Origin of the sequence: Mycobacteroides sp. H003 (assembly GCF_001440135.1) — a bacterium.
GTDB lineage: Bacteria > Actinomycetota > Actinomycetes > Mycobacteriales > Mycobacteriaceae > Mycobacterium > Mycobacterium gwanakae.
The window spans coordinates 251,761-270,930 of the sequence record NZ_LJYL01000034.1 but is presented as its reverse complement, the minus strand read 5'-3'; the positions used below and the strand labels follow the sequence as shown (position 1 = coordinate 270,930).

The 19,170-nt window shown below is 65.9% G+C and carries 19 protein-coding genes; 16 read left to right on the top strand and 3 right to left on the bottom strand.

The features are described from left to right. The first annotated feature begins 43 nt into the window (after nucleotides 1-43). The 11 genes from AOT87_RS21390 to groL all read left to right on the top strand — a co-directional run bounded on the left by AOT87_RS21390 (nucleotide 44) and on the right by groL (nucleotide 10,500). On the top strand, nucleotides 44-1,477 hold the full coding sequence (locus tag AOT87_RS21390) for a bifunctional ADP-dependent NAD(P)H-hydrate dehydratase/NAD(P)H-hydrate epimerase (protein WP_057967497.1): 1,434 nt from the start codon (nucleotides 44-46) through the stop codon (nucleotides 1,475-1,477). Nucleotides 1,478-1,487: 10 nt separating this feature from the next. After that, the gene (locus tag AOT87_RS21385; protein ID WP_057967498.1) at nucleotides 1,488-2,906 is read left to right on the top strand and encodes a glutamate decarboxylase; all 1,419 of its coding nucleotides are present in this window, start codon (nucleotides 1,488-1,490) and stop codon (nucleotides 2,904-2,906) included. A 49-nt stretch (nucleotides 2,907-2,955) separates the two neighbouring features. Beyond that, nucleotides 2,956-4,149, top strand: coding sequence for an alanine racemase (alr, locus tag AOT87_RS21380; protein ID WP_081346471.1), 1,194 nt, complete (start codon nucleotides 2,956-2,958; stop codon nucleotides 4,147-4,149). Continuing rightward, nucleotides 4,139-5,230: an alpha/beta hydrolase gene (locus AOT87_RS21375; protein ID WP_046254613.1), complete on the top strand. Its 1,092-nt coding sequence runs from the start codon at nucleotides 4,139-4,141 to the stop codon at nucleotides 5,228-5,230. Before alr ends, AOT87_RS21375 begins: the two co-directional genes overlap by 11 nt. Next, the gene (gene tsaE / locus AOT87_RS21370; RefSeq protein WP_057967500.1) at nucleotides 5,227-5,694 is read left to right on the top strand and encodes a tRNA (adenosine(37)-N6)-threonylcarbamoyltransferase complex ATPase subunit type 1 TsaE; all 468 of its coding nucleotides are present in this window, start codon (nucleotides 5,227-5,229) and stop codon (nucleotides 5,692-5,694) included. Before AOT87_RS21375 ends, tsaE begins: the two co-directional genes overlap by 4 nt. Then, complete coding sequence (tsaB, locus tag AOT87_RS21365; protein ID WP_057967501.1) at nucleotides 5,691-6,314, top strand: tRNA (adenosine(37)-N6)-threonylcarbamoyltransferase complex dimerization subunit type 1 TsaB; 624 nt, start codon at nucleotides 5,691-5,693, stop codon at nucleotides 6,312-6,314. Before tsaE ends, tsaB begins: the two co-directional genes overlap by 4 nt. Then, complete coding sequence (gene rimI / locus AOT87_RS21360) at nucleotides 6,311-6,778, top strand: ribosomal protein S18-alanine N-acetyltransferase (protein ID WP_057967502.1); 468 nt, start codon at nucleotides 6,311-6,313, stop codon at nucleotides 6,776-6,778. Before tsaB ends, rimI begins: the two co-directional genes overlap by 4 nt. Before the next feature lie 12 nt (nucleotides 6,779-6,790). After that, nucleotides 6,791-7,825, top strand: coding sequence for a tRNA (adenosine(37)-N6)-threonylcarbamoyltransferase complex transferase subunit TsaD (tsaD, locus tag AOT87_RS21355; RefSeq protein ID WP_057967503.1), 1,035 nt, complete (start codon nucleotides 6,791-6,793; stop codon nucleotides 7,823-7,825). After that, a complete protein-coding gene (locus tag AOT87_RS21350) occupies nucleotides 7,822-8,292 on the top strand; it encodes a nuclear transport factor 2 family protein (RefSeq protein ID WP_081346470.1) in 471 nt (156 codons plus the stop codon). Before tsaD ends, AOT87_RS21350 begins: the two co-directional genes overlap by 4 nt. Nucleotides 8,293-8,474: 182 nt before the next feature. Further along, nucleotides 8,475-8,774 (top strand): co-chaperone GroES, encoded by a 300-nt coding sequence (groES, locus tag AOT87_RS21345; RefSeq protein WP_005056050.1) that lies wholly within the window; start codon nucleotides 8,475-8,477, stop codon nucleotides 8,772-8,774. Between the two features lie 106 nt (nucleotides 8,775-8,880). Beyond that, nucleotides 8,881-10,500 (top strand): chaperonin GroEL, encoded by a 1,620-nt coding sequence (groL, locus tag AOT87_RS21340; RefSeq protein WP_057967504.1) that lies wholly within the window; start codon nucleotides 8,881-8,883, stop codon nucleotides 10,498-10,500. A gap of 67 nt (nucleotides 10,501-10,567) precedes the next feature. Here groL and AOT87_RS21335 read toward each other — a convergent pair whose 3' ends face one another. Then, on the bottom strand, nucleotides 10,568-12,730 hold the full coding sequence (locus tag AOT87_RS21335) for a PE-PPE domain-containing protein (protein ID WP_234796478.1): 2,163 nt from the start codon (nucleotides 12,728-12,730) through the stop codon (nucleotides 10,568-10,570). A 343-nt stretch (nucleotides 12,731-13,073) separates the two neighbouring features. Between AOT87_RS21335 and AOT87_RS21330 the strand changes: the two genes are divergently transcribed. Beyond that, the gene (locus AOT87_RS21330) at nucleotides 13,074-13,403 is read left to right on the top strand and encodes a DUF4333 domain-containing protein (RefSeq protein WP_057968008.1); all 330 of its coding nucleotides are present in this window, start codon (nucleotides 13,074-13,076) and stop codon (nucleotides 13,401-13,403) included. 69 nt (nucleotides 13,404-13,472) lie between these two features. Here the strand turns inward: AOT87_RS21330 and AOT87_RS21325 are convergent, their stop codons facing one another. Continuing rightward, entirely contained in the window at nucleotides 13,473-13,763 is a 291-nt protein-coding gene (locus AOT87_RS21325) for a WhiB family transcriptional regulator (RefSeq protein ID WP_030096777.1), read from the bottom strand. A gap of 361 nt (nucleotides 13,764-14,124) precedes the next feature. Here AOT87_RS21325 and AOT87_RS21320 point away from each other — a divergent pair, with 361 nt between their 5' ends. The 3 genes from AOT87_RS21320 to AOT87_RS21310 all read left to right on the top strand — a co-directional run bounded on the left by AOT87_RS21320 (nucleotide 14,125) and on the right by AOT87_RS21310 (nucleotide 17,049). Continuing rightward, nucleotides 14,125-14,952 (top strand): hypothetical protein, encoded by an 828-nt coding sequence (locus tag AOT87_RS21320; protein ID WP_057968012.1) that lies wholly within the window; start codon nucleotides 14,125-14,127, stop codon nucleotides 14,950-14,952. An 89-nt stretch (nucleotides 14,953-15,041) separates the two neighbouring features. Next, nucleotides 15,042-15,623: a sigma-70 family RNA polymerase sigma factor gene (locus AOT87_RS21315; protein WP_046254595.1), complete on the top strand. Its 582-nt coding sequence runs from the start codon at nucleotides 15,042-15,044 to the stop codon at nucleotides 15,621-15,623. Beyond that, complete coding sequence (locus tag AOT87_RS21310; protein WP_057968011.1) at nucleotides 15,616-17,049, top strand: anti-sigma-D factor RsdA; 1,434 nt, start codon at nucleotides 15,616-15,618, stop codon at nucleotides 17,047-17,049. The genes AOT87_RS21315 and AOT87_RS21310 overlap by 8 nt, the downstream gene beginning before the upstream one ends. A gap of 16 nt (nucleotides 17,050-17,065) precedes the next feature. Here AOT87_RS21310 and AOT87_RS21305 read toward each other — a convergent pair whose 3' ends face one another. Next, complete coding sequence (locus AOT87_RS21305) at nucleotides 17,066-17,470, bottom strand: DUF5319 domain-containing protein (protein ID WP_005056069.1); 405 nt, start codon at nucleotides 17,468-17,470, stop codon at nucleotides 17,066-17,068. Nucleotides 17,471-17,633: 163 nt separating this feature from the next. On the opposite strand from AOT87_RS21305, the gene guaB reads away from it, so the two are divergent. After that, nucleotides 17,634-19,169: an IMP dehydrogenase gene (guaB, locus tag AOT87_RS21300; protein ID WP_057968007.1), complete on the top strand. Its 1,536-nt coding sequence runs from the start codon at nucleotides 17,634-17,636 to the stop codon at nucleotides 19,167-19,169. Nucleotide 19,170 lies beyond the last annotated feature (1 nt).

Genomic DNA, 19,170 nt, shown 5'->3' with positions numbered 1-19,170 from the left:
AGTTCCTCGACGGCGAAGAGGGAGCGAGGGGAGCCCACGATTCATGAAGTACTACTACAGCGCCGAGCAGATTCGGGATGCCGAGGCACCGCTGCTGGCCGCCCTGCCCGAGGGGGCCCTGATGCGGCGTGCGGCATACGGATTGGCCACGATCGTCGCTGACGAGTTGTCGCGACGGGCTGGCGTGGTGGTCGGGCGGCGTGTGTGCGCGATCGTCGGTTCCGGAGACAACGGGGGAGACGCCTTGTGGGCGTTGACCTTCCTGCGCCGGCGTGGAGTATCAACCAGCGCGGTGCTGCTGAACCCCGAGCGGGCCCACCGTGCGGGTCTTGCCGCTTTCCGTAAGGCCGGCGGCCGGGTGGTGTCCGCGGCGCCCGGCGATACCGATCTGGTTCTGGATGGCGTCGTAGGAATTTCGGGGACCGGCCCGCTGCGGCCGGGAGCCGCCGAGATCGCCGAACAGATCAATGCCGAGGGCATTCCGGTGATCGCGGTGGACATCCCCAGTGGCGTAGATGTGCACACCGGCACAGTGGACGGAGCGGCCTTCCGGGCCGCCGTCACGGTGACGTTCGGTGGCTACAAACCCGTTCATGCTCTTGGTGATTGCGGCGAGGTCCGGTTGGTCGACATCGGGCTTGATCTGCCCGCCACGACAATCCGGGAACTCGACGCCCGCGATGTGGCCCTCGCCTGGCCTATTCCCGGACCTGCCGATGACAAGTACACGCAAGGCGTGACGGGTGTGCTGGCGGGATCGCATACCTATCCGGGGGCCGCCATCTTGTGTGCGGGTGCGGCCGTGGCTGCCACGGCCGGGATGGTTCGATACGCCGGATCGGCTGCTGCCGAGGTGGTTTCGCATTGGCCGGAAGTGATTGCCACTCAGACGGAAGAGGCCGCGGGCCGGGTACAGGCCTGGGTGATCGGTCCCGGATACGGAACCGGCGAGCGCCAGACGCGAACCCTGCGGCGGGTGCTTTCGGGCGGGCTGCCGGTACTCGTCGATGCCGATGCCCTGACGATCCTCGCCGAGCACCCCGAGCTGGCTGATCTCGTGGCAGCACGCGACGCCCCCACGCTCCTGACCCCGCATGCCGGTGAGTACCGCAGGCTCGCAGGTGAACCTCCGGGCCCCGATCGGGTTGGCGCCGCGCGGTCGTTGGCGCTGCGGCTGGGCGCCACGGTGCTCCTCAAGGGCAACGTCACCGTCATCGCACAGCCGGACGGAACCGCGTACGTAAACAAGGCACACGGGTCATGGGCGGCGACGGCGGGCTCGGGCGATGTGCTCTCGGGTGTGATCGGTGCGCTGCTGGCCGCCGGAGTTCCCGCCGACAAGGCCGCGGCGATGGGGGCTTACGTGCACGCCCGCGCGGCGTCTGCCGCCGCGGCAGATCCCGGTCCGGGTAAAGCTCCCATTTCGGCTTCCCGTCTTCTTGGGCATCTACGTTGGGCGGTCGCCGAAATAGGGTGAGAATCGGCTTATGTCGAATCCCCGCGATCAGTTCAGTCTTTCGGCGCATGCCGGAAAGATCAACGCCTCGTCCTTCAGCCCCGCATACACCGGCCGGTTGTCGACCGCGCCCATCCCGGCCCTACGCCTCCCCGACGAGCCGATGGATCCGCAGGCCGCTTACCGGTTCATTCACGACGAACTGATGCTCGACGGCAGTTCGCGGCTCAACCTGGCCACCTTCGTCACGACCTGGATGGATCCCGAGGCCGAGAAGCTGATGGCCGAGACGTTCGACAAGAACATGATCGACAAGGACGAATACCCGGCGACCGCCGCGATCGAGTCGCGGTGCGTGGCCATGGTGGCCGATCTGTTCCACGCCGATGATCTATCTGCCGAGGACCCGTCAGCGGCGATCGGGGTATCGACCATCGGATCCAGTGAGGCGGTGATGCTCGCCGGGCTGGCCCTCAAGTGGCGCTGGCGCGCCAAGATCGGTGACGGCTGGAAGGGCCGCACACCGAACCTGGTGATGGGGTCCAACGTGCAGGTGGTGTGGGAGAAGTTCTGCCGGTACTTCGACGTTGAGCCGCGGTATCTGCCGATGGCGAAGGATCGGTACGTCATCACTCCCGAGCAGGTGCTCGACGCGGTGGACGAGGACACCATCGGGGTCGTGGGCATTCTGGGCACCACCTTCACCGGTGAGCTGGAGCCGATTGCCGAGATCTGCGCGGCACTGGACACTTTGGCGGCCACGCCCGGCAAGCCGGATGTCCCGGTACACGTGGACGCCGCCAGCGGCGGATTCGTGGTGCCGTTCCTGCACCCAGAACTGCACTGGGATTTCCGGCTGCCCCGGGTGGTGTCGATCAACGTCAGTGGGCACAAGTACGGCCTGACCTATCCGGGAATCGGCTTCGTGGTGTGGCGCAGCAAGGAACACCTACCCGAAGACCTGGTGTTCCGGGTCAACTACCTCGGCGGAGATATGCCGACGTTCACCCTCAACTTCTCCCGCCCGGGTAATCAGGTGGTCGGGCAGTACTACAACTTCCTGCGATTGGGGCGGGCCGGTTACGCGCAGGTGATGCGCTGTCTGTCGGAGACCGCCCGCTGGTTCGGCGACGAGCTGAACAAGAGCGAGCACTTCGAGGTGATCACCGACGGCTCGGCGATTCCGGTGGTGTCGTTCCGGCTCAAGGGCGACCGCCCATACACGGAGTTCGACATCTCGCATTCGTTGCGGGCCTTTGGCTGGCAGGTGCCGGCTTACACGATGCCCGAGGACGTCACCGATGTCGCGGTGCTGCGGGTGGTGGTGCGCGAAGGCTTCTCAGGTGATCTTGCCCGCGCGCTCCGCGATGACCTCATCACCGTGTTGAAGGGGCTTGACGAGCTGAAACCGAACGGGCACTTCGACGCGGTGCAGCCGTTCGCGCACTGATACGGCGGGCGGGAGCGCAGCGACTCGGGCATCTGACGCGGATGGGACAATAGAGCCGGTGACGACAACTTCGACGACAACGGACGGCCTCCCGCCGAACACGGGTGCGACGACCGCGCAGGCGGTCGTCGACCTGGGTGCCATTGCGCACAACGTCCAGTTGCTGCGTGAGTACGCCGGCGAGGCCCGGCTCATGGTGGTCGTCAAGGCCGACGGCTACGGGCACGGAGCCTTGCCGGTGGCACGTGCCGCGCTCGCGGCCGGGGCCGACGAACTCGGTGTCGCCACCATCAGTGAGGCGCTGCAGGTCCGCGCGGGTGGGATCGACGCGCCGCTGCTCGCCTGGCTGCATGCCCCGGGCGCCGACTACGCCGCCGCGCTGAAGGCCGATGTCCAGGTCGCGGTGTCCTCGCTCGATCAGCTCAGCGAGTTGCTTGACGCGGCGCAGTCCACCGGGCGTCAGGCGGTCACGACCGTCAAGGTGGATACCGGGCTCAATCGCAACGGGGTACCGGCCGAGTACACCCGCGACCTTTTCGAGGCGTTGGCGAAGGCGCAGGCCGAGCAGTCAATCCGGGTGCGCGGCATCATGTCTCATTTTGCGTATGCCGATCAGCTCGGTAATCCCACCATCGACATGCAGAAAGGCCGGTTCGACGAGGCGCTCGAGCTGGCACGTGATCTGGGGCTGCGTTACGAGGTGGCACACCTGTCGAATTCGGCGGCCACGCTGACTCGTCCCGATGTCCGATATGACATGGTGCGCGCGGGTATTGCGCTGTACGGCGTCAACCCGATGCCGGGTGAGTTACAGACCGGCCTGATTCCGGCGATGTCGCTCACGTGCGCGGTGTCGTCGGTGAAGCCGGTGCGGGCCGGTGAAGGAGTGTCCTACGGACACGTATGGACGGCCCCGCGCGATACCAACGCGGCCCTCATCGGGATCGGTTACGCCGATGGCGTGGTCCGTGGACTGGGTAACCGCTTCGAGGTGGCCATCGGAGGGCGCCGCTACCCGAACATCGGCCGTGTCTGCATGGACCAGTTCGTGGTTGACGTGGGAGACAACGAGGCCGGGGTGCGGGCCGGCGATGTCGCAACGCTTTTCGGTTCGGGTGCGGCGGGGGAACCCACCGCGCAGGAATGGGCGGAGCTGCTCGACACCATCGCCTATGAGGTGGTGACCTGCCCACGCGGCAGGGTGGTGCGAACGTACCGGGATTCCAGGACCGTTGAGCAGTAAGTCGAACGCCTGGCTGGCCGGCGTGGCGGGGCTCGGTGCGGTGGTGACGGTGGCCGGTGTCGGCACCGCGCGCTCGATCGGTAGACGCAGGTTCGATGATCCCTACCGCGATGAGGATTTCGATCTCTTGGAGACCGATCGCGGCAGCATCGTGATGACCGACGACGGTGTGCCGCTGGCGGTTCGGGAGGTGGGTCCGTCGAACGCGCCGCTGACCGTCGTGTTCGTACACGGCTTCTGTCTGCAGATGGCGTCGTTTCATTTTCAGCGCCGCGAGCTCGCGAGCCGCTGGGGAGACAACGTCCGCATGGTCTTCTATGACCAGCGCGGACACGGGCGTTCGGGCCTGCCGGCTCCCAAGTCGTGCACCATCCGCCAGCTCGGCGACGATCTCGAGTCGGTGCTGAGGGTGTTGGTACCTCGCGGTAATGCCGTCCTGGTGGGGCATTCGATGGGCGGCATGACCATCCTTGCCCACGCCGGACGTCATCCCGAGCAGTACGGCCGCAGGATTGTCGGGGTCGGGTTGATCGCCAGTGCGGCCGAAGGTCTTTCGCATACCGCTATCGGTGAGGGGTTGCGCAATCCGGCGCTGCGGGTGCTGCGCACGGCCGTGCACTACGCGCCGCGTCCCGCTCACCACGGCCGCGGCGCGGTCAAGTCGCTCGTCGGTCCGGTGCTGCAGGCCGCCTCATACGGAGGTCAGCGGGTGAGCCCGACCCTAGTGAGGTTCAGTGAGCGCATGATTCATCAGACACCCGTCACGACCATCGTGGATTTTCTGCGGGCACTCGAGGAGCACGACGAGACGGCGGCATTGCCGACCATCGCGCCGCTGCCGAGCCTGGTGGTATGCGGTGATACCGACATGCTCACCCCGCTGGTTCAATCGGAGTCCATGGCAGCGCAATTGGGGTCGAGCGGACACAACGAGTTGATCCTGGTGCGCGAATCGGGGCATCTGGTGCAACTGGAACATCCCGGAATCGTCAACGACGGCATCGATCGTCTTGTCAGGCGCTCGACCCCAACACTTTTCGCTGCCATCAAACAGCGTCTGCGTGATCGGACCGGACTGTGATCGATGAGTCGGGATGCATCGCGTTGCCCACACTGCAGGACACACTGGATTTCGGGGCGCGGATCGGGCGTGACCTCGCTGCGGGCGACGTCGTCGTGCTCGATGGTCCGCTGGGGGCGGGAAAGACCGCATTGACCAAGGGAATCGCGGTGGGCATGGATGTCGACGGCCCCATCACCTCGCCGTCGTACGTGCTGGCCCGCGTCCACGAGGCGCGGCGCCCGGGTGCACCGGCACTGGTGCATGTGGATGTCTACCGGCTGCTGGAACATCACGGGGCCGACCTGCTCGGCGAGCTCGACTCACTGGATCTCGATACGGATCTGGACGATTCGGTGGTCGTCGTGGAGTGGGGCGAGGGGCTGGCAGAACGGTTGTCGGAACACCATCTGGACATCCGGCTGCAACGTGCACCCGACTCCGATGAACGCACCGCAACCTGGCATTGGAGTCGTAAGCCGTGAGCGTGATACTTGCCCTGGACACTGCCACGCCCGCCATCACAGCGGGGCTTGTGAGACGGGCACCGGATGGATCGGTGCAGGCCTTGTCCGAACGAATCACCATGGGTGCCAAGGGGCATGCCGAGGCACTTACCCCGAATATCGGGGCGGCGTGTGCCGATGCCGGGGTCGTCGTCGGTGAACTCGACGCGATTGTGGTGGGTTGCGGTCCGGGTCCGTTCACCGGACTGCGCGTCGGGATGGCGACCGCTGCGGCGATGGGCCTGGCGCTGGATATCCCGGTATACCCGGTGTGCACACTCGACGCGATCGGCCATGACACCACCGGCAGCGTGCTCGTCGTCACCGACGCGCGCCGGCGTGAGGTGTACTGGGCCGGCTACCGCGACGGAACACGTATCGGCGGCCCGGCCGTCGACGCGCCCGCGGACGTCTCGGTGCAGGGCTACGCCCTGGTGGCTGGATCGCCGGATCACACAGCGCTTTTCGATCTCCCGGTGCTTGACCGTCAGTTCCCGTCTCCGTCGCGGCTGGTGCAGGTGGTTGACTGGGGCCAGCCTCCGGGTGCACTGACGCCGCTGTATCTGCGTCGCCCCGACGCCAAAGAACCGCGTCGATGACGGTCGAGCTGAAGCCTCTTCGCCGGCGCGACGCCCGTCGGTGCGCCGAACTTGAGGCCATTCTGTTCGCAGGTGATGACCCGTGGCCGGAGTCGGCCTTCCGCGCGGAGCTCGCGTCCGCTCACATCCACTATCTGGCGGCCAGGGACGGGCACACGCTGGTGGGATACGGCGGCATCTCCCGGTTGGGGCATCACGAACCGGAGTACGAGATCCACACCATCGGCGTGGATCCCGCCTACCAGAAACAGGGCATCGGACGGCGTCTGCTGGACGAGCTGCTTGCGCATGCGGATCGGGATCCGGGGCCGGTGTTCCTGGAGGTTCGCACCGACAATGCGGCGGCGATCACGCTCTACCACGGCACCGGATTCGAGACCGTCGGCGTGCGCAAGCGGTACTACCCGGGCAGCGGAGCCGATGCGTTCACCATGAAACGCCCTGCGCAGGGCATCGTGAAATAGGCTGGTGCGGCCATGACAGTCATCCTCGCCATCGAAAGCTCCTGCGACGAAACCGGAGTGGGTATCGCCGAGCTGACCCCCGACGGGTCGGTGGTGTTGTTGGCCGATGAGGTGGCCTCCAGCGTCGACGAGCATGCACGTTTCGGTGGGGTGGTGCCGGAGATCGCGTCCCGCGCGCATCTGGAGGCACTCGGCGTCACCGCGCGGCGCGCGCTGGACATCGCAGGCGTGCAGAAGCCCGACGTGGTCGCCGCGACCATCGGTCCGGGTCTTGCGGGTGCGCTCCTGGTCGGGGTATCGGCCGCCAAGGGGCTGGCATTGGCCTGGGGTGTGCCCTTCTATGGGGTGAACCATCTGGGCGGGCACATTGCCGCCGATGTCTACGAGAACGGGCCGCTGCCCGAATGCGTGGCGCTGCTGGTCTCGGGCGGGCACACCAGTCTGCTGCATGTGCGCTCGCTGGCCGAGCCCATCGAGGAACTCGGTGCCACAGTGGATGATGCCGCCGGTGAGGCCTATGACAAGGTCGCGCGGTTACTCGGTCTGGGGTACCCGGGCGGCAGGGTACTCGACGAGCTTGCGCAACAAGGAGATTCATCGGCTGTCCCGTTTCCGCGAGGCATGACGGGGCCGCGCGACGACAGACACAGCTTCAGTTTCTCGGGGCTTAAGACGGCCGTTGCCCGCTACATGGAAAAACACCGCGAAGACTCGGATTTCTCTGCCGCCAATGTGGCTGCGGGCTTTCAGGAGGCGGTCGCCGATGTGTTGACCATGAAGGCGGTGCGCGCGGCGGCGGACCTGGGGGTCTCGACGCTGCTGATCGCCGGTGGTGTGGCCGCCAACTCGCGGGTACGCGTACTTGCCGAGCAGCGGTGTGCCGAGGCCGGTCTGACGCTTCGCGTGCCACCGCTGCGGTTGTGCACCGACAACGGCGCCATGATCGCTTCCTTCGCGGCGCATCTGGTGGCTGCGGGCGCCGAGCCCTCCTCGCTGCAGGCCGCGGCGGATCCTGGGCTACCGGTGGTGAAGGGGCAGGTGCGGTGACGGGCCCCAGCGACAGCGTGGCCGACCGCCTTGCCATCACCGATCTGTTGTATCGATACGCCGAGCTGATGGACGCGGGGGATTTCGACGGAGTCGGGGAGCTCCTCGGCCGCGGCTCCTTCGGCGGCGAGCAGGGCAGTGTGTCGGGCGCCTCGGCCATTACCAAGCTCTTCTTCACCACCACCCGTCGCTACCGCGAGACCGGCGGCACCCCGCGCACCAGGCATCTGGTGCTCAACCCGATCGTGGAGGTCGAGGGCGACCGCACGGCCTCGGCGCGGTCGACGTTTTGCGTGGTGCAGGCCACCGAGCAGCTGCCGCTGCAGCCGATCGTCGTGGGTCGATACCGGGATACGTTCGGCCGTGACGAGCACGGGTGGTACTTCAGCTCGCGCCGGGTGGATGTGGAGATGGTCGGTGATGTGTCGGCCCACCTGCTCATGGATCCCGGGACCCTGAGCGGGTAACGACAACCCAGCCTTGAGCGCTAGCACTCTCATGTATAGAGTGCTAGATGGCGATCGGTTGACGTCGTGTCGGCACCCGCGACGACGGCGCGGCACTCATCCGGCCGCCGAAGCATCTGTTGACAATCCAGGCTCATGGGCATCAGGCCCACCGAGCCACCCTGAGAGGGAAAGGGATCACTGTGGCCGTGAACATCAAGCCACTCGAGGACAAGATCCTCGTACAGGCCAATGAGGCCGAGACCACGACCGCTTCCGGTCTGGTCATCCCGGACACCGCCAAGGAGAAGCCGCAAGAAGGCACCGTCGTCGCAGTTGGCCCCGGCCGCTGGGATGAGGATGGCGAAAAGCGGATCCCCCTGGACGTGTCCGAGGGTGACGTCGTCATCTACAGCAAGTACGGCGGCACCGAGATCAAGTACAACGGCGAGGAGTACTTGATCCTGTCGGCTCGCGACGTGCTGGCTGTCGTTAGCAAGTAACACCGTGTGACCGCCCCGGAAACCACCTGCGTTGCAGGCGTTTTCCGGGGCGGCACGCGTTTTACCCATTCCTGTCGGTGCTGAATCAGCCGAATAGAGAGAACACATGAGCAAGCTGATCGAATTCAACGAGACCGCGCGCCGCGCCCTGGAAGCCGGGGTCAACAAGCTGGCCGACGCGGTCAAGGTCACGCTCGGTCCCCGTGGTCGGCACGTGGTGCTGGCCAAGGCATTCGGCGGTCCCGCCGTGACCAACGACGGCGTCACCATCGCCCGCGACATCGACCTGGAAGACCCCTTCGAAAACCTGGGTGCCCAGCTGGTCAAGTCGGTGGCGACCAAGACCAACGACGTCGCTGGTGACGGCACCACCACCGCCACGGTGCTGGCGCAGGCACTGGTCAAGGCCGGTCTGCGCAATGTGGCCGCTGGTGCCAACCCGATTGCGCTCGGCGCCGGTATCGCCCGCGCCGCGGACGCGGTGTCCGAGCGTCTGCTGACGGTGGCCGCACCGGTGTCCGGTGAGCACGCCATCGCCCAGGTGGCCACGGTCTCCTCGCGCGATCCGGAGATCGGCGAGCTGGTCGGCGAGGCCATGACCAAGGTTGGCGGCGACGGTGTGGTCAGCGTCGAGGAATCGTCGACCATCAACACCGAGCTGGTCATCACCGACGGTGTGCAGTTCGACAAGGGCTACCTGTCGCAGTACTTCGTGACCGACTTCGATGAGCAGAAGGCGATCCTGGAAGACGCGCTGGTGCTGCTGCATCGCGACAAAATCAGCTCGCTGCCCGATCTGCTGCCGCTGCTGGAGCTGGTGGCCAAGGAGGGTAAGCCGCTGCTGATCGTGGCCGAGGACGTGGAGGGTGAGCCGCTGTCCACTCTGGTCGTCAACGCGATCCGTAAGACCCTCAAGGCCGTCGCGGTGAAGGCGCCGTTCTTCGGCGACCGCCGCAAGGCGTTCCTGGAGGACCTGGCGATCGTCACCAACGCCCAGGTGGTCAACCCCGATGTGGGTCTGTCGCTGCGCGAGGCGGGCATCGAGGTGCTCGGCACCGCACGCCGCATCGTGGTGAGCAAGGACGAGACGGTCATCGTCGAGGGCGGCGGCACCGAGGATGCCATCAAGGCGCGTGTCGCTCAGCTGAAGGCGGAGATCGAGACCACCGACTCTGACTGGGACCGCGAGAAGCTGCAGGAGCGCCTGGCCAAGCTGGCCGGCGGTGTCGCGGTGATCAAGGTGGGCGCTGCCACCGACACCGCACTCAAGGAGCGTAAGCACCGTGTCGAGGACGCCGTCTCGGCGGCCAAGGCCGCCGTGGAGGAGGGCATCGTCGCCGGTGGCGGCAGCGCCCTGGTGCAGGCTCGTTCGGCGCTGGACGGTTTGCGTGTCGAGCTCAAGGGTGACGAGGCCAAGGGTGTCGACGTGTTCGAGTCCGCGTTGTCCGCGCCACTGTTCTGGATCGCCGCCAATGCGGGGCTGGACGGAGCCGTTGTGGTCAGCAAGGTAGCCGAGCTGGACGCGGGGCATGGCTTCAATGCGGCCACGCTCGAGTACGGCGACCTGATCGCCGATGGCGTCATCGATCCGGTGAAGGTGACACGTTCGGCCGTCATCAACGCGGCATCCGCCGCACGGATGATCCTGACCACCGAGACCAGCATCGTCGATAAGCCGGCCGAGGAAGCAGATCACGGGCACGGCCATCACGGCCATGCTCACTAGGCATACACGCGAAAACACCCCCGGCCCAACAGGACCGGGGGTGTTTTCCTATGCCCGTCGAGGACTGCTACGCGGCGGCCTTGGAAGCCTTCGCCGCCGAACCCGCATGTGAACCAGTCGAGTGCGAGGACGGCCCACCGGCCCCTGCCGTCGACGATTGATGCTCACTGTCTGGCCCCGACGACGACGGCTGCGCTGAACCGTTGCTCTTATCCGTCACCGGGGAGGCGGATTTGGCCTGTGGGCTGTTGTCCGATGCTGCGGACGCATGCTCAGGTCGGCCAGAACCAGACGTTGACGTGGCGGCCTCTTTGCGGCCGCTCGTGGCCTCTGCCGTGGCCGCTCCATTTTTCGGAGACGTAAGCGTCGTGCTCTTGGGTGAGGTGGCCGTGACGTCCGGCGCGCTCACCGCCGACGAGGAAACCCCCTCATGGGCAATGGGTTTGGCCGTGCCGTTCTTCGGCGACGTGAGTGTGGTGCTCTTGGGTGAGGTGGCTGTCGCTTCTGGCGAGCTTGTCGGAGGCGTCGCGGCCTTACCGGCAGGCTCCTGGTTCTCTGGCGCGGTAGCGGCGGCGGCCTTGGATTCCTCGGCTTGCGGCGTCTGCGTAGCCACTGTCTCGTGCACCTGTGCGCCGGTTCCCGTCGCGGCGGCGGGCGGCGGCGTGTGGGCGGCACTCGAATTCGTCTCCGGCGCAGCAGTTGCACTGTGCGGAGCGGACTTGGCGGTCAGCTGAGCCGGGGTCGCCTTGGCAGAGTCCACTTCCTGGGAAGCGGGTACTGCCGCCACCGTGTGCGGGTTCGTGTCAGCTGCGGGCTTTTCCGGCGACTGAGCTGTAACGGTGGCCGGTGGAGCATTGTTGGGCGTACCTGCCAGTGCCGTGACGATACGGCCAAGCACGGTGTTGGGGTTACTGGCAATTGTGGCCAGCAGGTTGCCGAGTGCCTTGGGCAGCGTCGCCGTGATGGCTTTGATGATCGGGCCGATCACCGGCACCGACTGCAGGCCGATCAACCCTGTGGGACCGGCCTTGACCGGGGTTGCCGGCCCGGTCACGCCGGTCGGCGAGAGAGCGGTCGCTGTCTCGGCGCCGACTGCTTCGGCTGTTCCCGTTGTGGTGGCGGTCGGATCGACTGCCTGCCCTGGCACGATCGGCGCGGGCACCGTCGGGTTGTAGGGCTTTCCGCCCAGAATCGCCATGCTTTCGGCGATCGCGGCCGGCAGTTGGCCAATGGCTTGCACGATCTTGCTCATCGGTGTGAAGAGGCTGAGCTGTTGTACCCTGCTGGGGTCGGCGGTGCGGTCATACCCGACTTCCACGAAAACCCGGAGCACGGGGTCGAGGAAGTCCACGAATCGCTGCGCACCGATCGTCGCTGCCGCGACATGGAACGGGTACAGGATGGGTAGCAGCTGGGGGATGGTCACGTACGTCGTGTTCCCCACCGTAGTTGATACCGCATTCGGGTTGTTCGGGTTGTCGAGGGCATATCCGGGAAAGATATGTTCGAAAGCGATTCCGACAAGGGAGTTCGTGATCGCCAGCGGGTTGAAGTAGGCGGGGAAGTCGGCAAAGCCGTCGTACTGATTCTGGTAGTCGACAGTCTTGAATGGGCTGTCGACCGGGCCTGGCCGGCCGAAGGGGAAGAGGTCGTTCAAGACCGGTACCTGGCTGAGGAACCCTAAGCGCGTCAGCATGCCGCCCACCGGGCGCGATGGGTTGCCCAGCAGAGTGAAGTTGTAGTTCTGGGCGTTCGCGACGTAGGCGGGGTCGTTGGCCATGGCGGCTCGCACCACTTCGAGCACCTGCGCCCCCTGCGACAGTCCGGCCAGCGTGACCTTCTCGCCCGCCGGCACTTTTTTCAGGTCGGTGAGCACAAACGACGCGCCCTTGTCGGTGGATTTGGTCATCGACTGCGGCCAGTAGGGGAGATCGGACAGGCCGGGGAGGTCGGACAGGATCGGGTAATTCAGGTTGATACTGCCCGGATAGGGAACCGAGTGGTACGTGTCTCCCTCCGGGACGATCTTGCCGTAGAAGTACGCGGGGATGGTCAACCCGAACCCTTCAAACGAGCCGCCCACGCCAATGGTGGTTCCGGTCAACCGGACTTCGGCCGTATAGGCCGGCCTCAGCGCCGAATGCACCGCGGGCGCTCCGGGAGATGTTCCCGCGAGTATCAGCGCCACGGCAGCACCGCTGGCGCCAATGCTCTGGCTCAGTTTCCTCACGCTCTTTGCGAATGTGACCTCGGAACTCTTGCTCCAATGGTCGCTATAAGTGAATTTTGATTCTCTACATCTGAGAATGTCCATCTATGCCCCGTTCCCGTCGTTGTGCGAGATAAATGACCTAATACATGCGCCGAGATGGCGATGAGTAATGCAGGTCACACCCGGCCCGGCGCCGAAAAGTTAACATTCATTTCGTACTGATGAGTAACTTTTGGAGACCAATAAATAGCGTCCGTGTTTGGGGTCCCACCCCAATCCCTTATGGGGGGTGGGACCGGCCGACAGGCGTCGCCTTTGGTGTTCGGAGTTGCCGAGGTTTACTGAACGGATGGCCACTCGGATGTCACGACTGACGGCGCTTGTCCTGGCCGGGCTGTTGCTCTCGGGCTGCGAGGCGAACTTCGGCTTGGGGGCATCGTCACCTGAACTCGCCAAGGCGAAGCTGGAGCAGGGGCTCAAGGACGGAATCCGGGACAAGACCGGGGTCACGCTCACTGGCGCCACGTGTGAGGGACCGTTGAAGGGTGAGAAGGGCGCAACGCAGCGGTGCGCGGTCGTCGATGCGGAGGGAAAGACGATCGATGTCACGGTCATGGCGACCGACGTCCAGGGGTCGCAGATCGCTTTCAACTGGAAGGTCGATGACCGGCCGGCGGGCTCCGCCGCCTAGGTCGCGTCTCCGCAAACGTTAGGCCCCCGCCACCATCTGGTCGCGGGGGCCCAACGCATGCTGTACGTATTACGCGGAGCGACGTATCCCGCGGCGCAGGATCAGTTCGCGCTCGGACTCCGAAAGTCCACCCCAGATTCCGTAGGGCTCGGCAACGGCCAGCGCATGTGCGCGGCACTGCACCAGCACCGGGCACGCCCGGCACATCTCTTTGGCCTTCATCTCGCGTTGAGCGCGGGCACGGCCGCGTTCACCGTCGGGATGGAAGAACACTGACGAATCGACCCCTCGGCAAAGGCCCTTCATCTGCCAATCCCAAATATCTGCGTTGGGCCCAGGCAATTGCTGTGGCTGCGGCATGTGGTTAACCCTCTCGCTGCGCGCGCAGTCGACCTGCGCGTGAGTGAAGTAGCACCAGACGTGTCGCCGATGACAAGCGGTGTACACAAAGTAGGTGCGCGGTCGAAATCCAGTCAATAGGCGATGATCATGGCAACATCACGCCATTAGGTCCAGAATTAACATCACGTTCATCGTCTTTGCTCTTCGTTGGTACGTAACGCTCGCTCACCTGCGTGGTCAGCCCGTTTTGGCCGTGGGTTTTCCGTTTCCTTAATGCGGCGTTCGGCAACTGTTTACGCCGTCCGTTGACGTGGATTTAACATCCGCTGCATCAACTGTTAACTCCATTTCTTGGGGAATTGGTACCGTGACCGCGCCCATGGTGACTTTCCGATCGTCCGCAGCAGCGGTGCTTACCGACGCCGCCTTCGGGCCGCTCCCAGCAATCTGGCCGCTTCCCGTCGCCGTCACGCCCGAGGATGTCTGGCTGCGTGCCGTGGCTCTGGGGGGATCCGGACGCTATGCCGCCGCGCATGCAGAGCTGGATGCCATCGCGGTGTCGCGGCCCGGCGCGTTGGCCTCGCGGGCGCTGAGCACACGCGCATCCCTGGTGCGTCAGCTTGGCTGGCATGCACAGGCGCGCGGGTTGGACGGCCGCGCGTTGGCACTGGCCGATGGCGATGCCGAGGCTCGGTCCGATGCGTTTGTCGGGCTGGCGGCAGATGCGCTGGGACTGGCGCGGTTCCCACTTGCTCACGCTTTACTGGATCAGGCCGAGTCGTTGTCTGCGCACGGTGATGTTCGTTGGCCGTGGCGCCTGCCTTTGCGGCTGGCCTGGGTGCGCGCCGAGCTGGCGATGGTGTCCGGAGACGGTGCGCGGTCGCTGCGGTACGCCTGCACCGCCGAACGTCTCGCGCGTGACGTGCCTTCGGTAAGACACCAGGTCAAGACAGCGATGGTACTCGCGGCGGCGCTCAGCAGCGCCGGTGATTTCGATGAGTCCGCGGTCGTCGCCGCCCGCGGATTGCAGGCTGCGACGGTGAACGCACTGGTGCCGCTGCGCTGGGCGCTGGCGGCGATGTTGGCGAGTCTGCCGGCCTCCGGAGAGGTGGGGCAGGGCCGCGAAGACCTTGTTGCTGTTCGCCGCGACTGTGCCGCCTGGATAGCCCATGCGGGCGGCCGCTGGCGTCTTGAGGCGGTGGACTAAATGCGTTCCCCGTCTGCAGCCAACGCTATTGTCCTAGGTAACAGCACCACCACGGTGCATCACACGTAACGCTGGGGAATGCGCAGTCGATGACAAGTACGGAGAGCGGGCTCGACGACGTCGTTGCTGCTGCCGTCAAAGGCGATCGCGACGCGCTCTCCGAGGTACTTAGTGCCATCCGGCCCGTCGTGGTGCGATATTGCCGCGCGCGGGTCGGCACGGCGGAAAGAAGTGGTCTCTCCGCAGACGATGTTGCGCAGGAGGTGTGTCTCGCGGTGATCGCAGCGCTGCCTCGCTATCAGGATCAGGGACGCCCGTTCCTGGCGTTTGTGTACGGCATCGCCGCGCACAAGGTGGCCGATGCGCATCGTGCGATGGCTCGAGACAAGTCCGATCCGGCTGAGAGCCTTCCGGAGCAGTTCGACCGCCATGCGGGACCCGAGCAGGAGGCGCTGAACTCCGAGTCGGCGCGGCGGATGCAGGCACTGCTGGAGGTGCTGCCCGAGAAGCAGCGCGAGATCCTGATCCTTCGGGTCGTCGTGGGCCTGTCGGCGGAAGAGACCGCCGATGCGGTGGGTAGTAGTGCGGGCGCGGTGCGGGTGGCGCAGCACCGGGCACTGCAGAGACTGAAGGCAGAGATGACGCGGGCGGGCGGTGATCACCGTGGCTGATGGACGCGGATGGTTCCCCGGCGGCCAGGGCGGGCAGGAGAACGAGGGTCCCGAGGACCTGGCGGCATTGCGGCGCACCAATCGGATGATCGATGCCATCGCGGCGGATCTGCCAGTGGCGACTTCCGATTCCGACGAGTACGCCGTGGCGATGATGCTGGCGGCGTGGCGCGAGGATGTTGGACGCGAACCGATGCCGGCCAAACCCACTCTCGGGCAGGCGCGTAACGCGCTGCGTGAGCGCGGTGGCCGTTCCCGGCTGCTGGCCACGACGGTGGGTTCGGCCGCTGCTGTCACTTTGCTCTTCGGCGGATTCGGCGCGGCGGTGTACCAATCGCACCCCGGTGACGCGTTGTATGGGCTGCGTACCTCGTTGTTCGGCGCGGGCCCGGCGGTGCGCACCGACCCCGTGGTGCTCTCGGCGCAGACCGAACTCGCCGAGGTGGAAAAGCTTATTTCCCAAGGTGATTGGGAAGGGGCGCAGCAGCAGCTTGGGGTTGCCGCCGCGCGCGTGAATGAGGTCGGCGACGCCCAGCAGAAGGCCGAACTGGCCAGCCGGGTGCAGCAGGCGGAGGTCAGGATCGATGCCAAGGACCCCGTGGCGACCGTGCCGCCGGAGATGGCGACCGCGACGCCGCGAATCATGTTGTCGCCTCCGGTGATTGCGGCCACCACGACCTCGACGACTTCCACGACGTCGATATCAACCTCGGCGTCGGATACGACCTCCACGACGCCGTCCATATCCACGTCGGAGACGACCGCCACCACCTCGGCGCCGACGGAGACCCCCAGTTCGTCCGGTTCGACATCGACGAGCACTTCCGGCTCAGCCGGCTCCACGTCGCCGTCGACCACGGTGCCGGCGACCTCGACACCGTCCATATCGACGTCAACGGCTACGTCGACCCCGTCCATCGTGACGGAGACGACGACGGCACCCTCGGCGCCCGTGACATCCACGTCCGTCCCGGGGGTGACGACGTCGGTGCCGAGCGTGACGGTCAGCACCGTGGTGCCGTCTACGGCATCGATCGTGACCGCCCCGACGACTCCCGCCGGAGTGACCATCGTCACCACCCCGCACGGAGCTGCTGACGCTCCGGTGATCACCGCGCCGACGACGATTCAGGCGCCGTCACCGATCACTCGGACCCCCGACAACCCGGTACCGATCTTCCAGGCACCCGTGAACAACCCCGGTTCCATCAACAGCCCCGGCTCGATCAACAGCCCTGGTTCCGTGAACAACCCGGGCTCGGGGAGCATCAACGGATTCCCCGGCGGTGGCGGAAGCGCGGGTTCGGGGATAGACGGTCCGTCGCGGCACGCCCCGCCAATGACTTCGGTGCCGGTGGCGCCGGCCAATCCCGGGGGTGGGTCGTCCAGCCACGGCAGCGGCTCGGGCGCGAGCGCCGGCGAGTAAGCCGAAAGCGGCTAAATCAGCGGAATCCGTCGCGGTCGGTCGCTGCCTCGTTGAGTGAGGCATCCGCGTATCCGCGGCAGTAATCCCAGGTCACATAGGCTTCAGGCTCGGGATCGAAGGCCGGTTCGTGCGGACGGACGGTTCCGTCAACGAGCAGCTGCAGCAGGTTCGCGCGGAGCATGTCCCAGTCGTGATAGTGGTCCTGCTGGCATTCGTCACAGCAAACGACCAGCCCGCGAATCCCCTTGTGGGCGAGTAGCGCCTCGTAGACCGCGAGATCCGCGAGATCTTCCTCGACCGCGATCCGCTCCTGCGGGTCGAGCGGCTGGCCCGGCTCGATCGCATCGAGCGCGGCCGACGGATCATGGGGATCGTCGGCGAAGGGGTCAGGTGGCAATCCCGGCGGAAAGTGGTCGCGCACACTCTTAGAGTACGCAATTCGCGGGTTCGCGCGCCAGCTCACCTGGGGCATGTCCGGGGATATCGAGAACGAGGCGAGCCGATAGGATGGACATAATCCGCTCTATTGCGCATCCATAGCGCACTGGGGATGTATACGACGGCTATCTGGCATGGAGGCTTGAATGACCATTGCGGCAGGGTCCGTCCACACCGGCGGCGACGATCCGCACAAGGTCGCCATGCTCGGTCTGACCTTCGATGATGTGCTGTTGCTGCCCGCGGCATCGGATGTGTTGCCGAACGGTGCGGACACCTCGTCTCAGCTGACCAAGCGGATCAGGCTCAATGTGCCGCTGGTCAGCTCGGCGATGGACACCGTGACCGAGGCCCGGATGGCGATCGCGATGGCGCGTGCCGGCGGGATGGGCGTGCTGCACCGCAACCTGTCGCTGGAGGATCAAGCCGGCCAGGTCGAGACGGTCAAGCGGTCCGAGGCCGGCATGGTGACCAACCCGGTGACCTGCTCGCCCGAGAACACCCTGGCCGAGGTCGACGCGCTGTGTGCGCGATTCCGTATTTCGGGTCTACCGGTGGTGAATCCTCAGGGCGCGCTCGTGGGGATCATCACCAACCGGGACATGCGGTTCGAGGCCGATCTGTCCAAGCCGGTCGCCGAGGTGATGACCAAGCCGCCGCTGATCACCGCGCGCCAGGGCGTGACTGCCGACGCTGCGCTGGGGCTGTTGCGGCGCAACAAGATCGAGAAGCTTCCCATCGTCGACGGTGATGGCCGTCTGACGGGCCTCATCACGGTCAAGGATTTCGCGAAGACCGAGCAGCATCCCAATGCCACCAAGGACAGCGACGGACGGCTTCTGGTCGGCGCGGCGGTCGGTGTGGGCGATGACGCCTGGACGCGGGCCATGGCGCTCGTTGACGCGGGCGTCGATGTGCTGATCGTGGACACGGCGCATGCGCACAACCGCAAGGTGCTGGACATGGTCGGCAAGCTCAAGGCCGAGGTGGGTGAGCGCGTCGACGTGGTCGGCGGGAATATCGCCACCCGGTCGGGTGCCGCGGCGCTCATCGAGGCGGGCGCCGACGCGGTGAAGGTCGGCGTGGGCCCGGGCTCCATCTGCACCACCCGTGTGGTGGCCGGCGTTGGTGCACCGCAGATCACCGCGATTCTGGAGGCCTCGGCGGTCTGCCACCTGGCTGGTGTTCCGGTGATCGCCGACGGCGGCATGCAGTATTCGGGCGATATCGCCAAGGCGCTTGCCGCCGGCGCGTCCACGACGATGCTCGGCTCTCTACTGGCGGGCACCGCCGAGTCGCCCGGTGAATTGATCTTCGTCAACGGCAAGCAGTTCAAGAGCTACCGCGGCATGGGGTCCATGGGCGCCATGCAGGGACGGGGTGCTGCCGGGAACACCGGGCGGAGCTACTCGAAGGACCGCTACTTCCAGGACGACGTGTTGTCCGAAGACAAGCTGGTGCCCGAGGGCATCGAGGGCCGGGTTCCGTTCCGCGGTCCGTTGTCGACGGTCATGCATCAATTGACGGGTGGCCTGCGTGCCGCCATGGGGTACACCGGGGCATCGAGCATCGAAGAGCTGCAGCGCGCTCAGTTCGTACAGATCACCGCGGCCGGGCTCAAGGAGAGCCATCCGCATGACATCACCATGACGGCCGAAGCGCCGAACTACTACGTGCGTTAAC